1 protein-coding gene is annotated in these 873 nt (G+C 58.6%); it reads left to right on the top strand.

The window, feature by feature from the left end; all coding sequences use genetic code 11:
• Positions 1-873: YhgE/Pip family protein (locus PAT3040_RS28540; RefSeq protein ID WP_181376894.1), on the top strand; the 873-nt coding region annotated here is incomplete at both ends.

Genomic DNA, 873 nt, shown 5'->3' with positions numbered 1-873 from the left:
CCAGGCGCTGCTTGCCGCCAGCCGGGAGCTGGCGGCCGGAACGGAGCAATCCGCTGCGGGACAGAAGGAACTGGCGGCGGGCGCAAGCGGATTAAAGCAAGGGCTGGATAGCCTCGTTGCGGGCGCGGACACCATGCATCAGAAGTTGGTGGAGGCCGAGGGCGGGGCGAAAGAGCTGTCGACGGGCGCTACTGCGCTGGAAGGCGGAGCCGGCGAGCTGGCTGCTGGTTTGAATGAGCTCAACAGCTCCGTTCAGGAGTTGTCTTCCGGCACGAAGCAGCTGCAGGACGGTGCAACAAAGATGGCATCTGGGTTGCTGGAGTTGGAAGACGGCTCGCAGGAGCTGTCGACGAAGCTGAACGACGCTTCCTCCCAGACATCGGACTTATCCTTGTCCGACGAAAAGGCGAGCATGTTCGCCGAGCCGATCCAGCTCGACGTGGAACGGCTGACCGACGTGCCGAACTACGGCACGGGACTTGCTCCATACTTCCTGTCTCTTGGACTGTATGTAGGCGCGCTGCTTATCACGATCGTGTATTCCGTTCGCGAGCCGGCCATCAAGCCGCAAAACGGATGGAGCTGGTTCTGGAGCAAGGCGCTGACGCTGATGGTCATCGGCGCGGCGCAGGCGCTAATCGTCGATTCCGTGTTGCTGTTCGTGCTGAAGCTTGAAGTGCAGAACGTAACGGATTTTATTCTGTTCTCTATAGTGACGAGCATCACGTATATGATGATCATTCAATTTCTGGTAGCGACGATGGGCAATCCAGGCCGATTTATCGCGATCATAATATTGATCTTGCAGCTCACGACTTCATCTGGCACATATCCCGTGGAGCTGATTCCGGGCTGGCTGCAGTCGGTCGCTCC

The sequence above is a fragment of the Paenibacillus agaridevorans genome (assembly GCF_003112455.1).
Taxonomy (GTDB): Bacteria; Bacillota; Bacilli; order Paenibacillales; family Paenibacillaceae; genus Pristimantibacillus; species Pristimantibacillus agaridevorans.
This window is presented reverse-complemented; position numbering and strand designations above follow the sequence as displayed.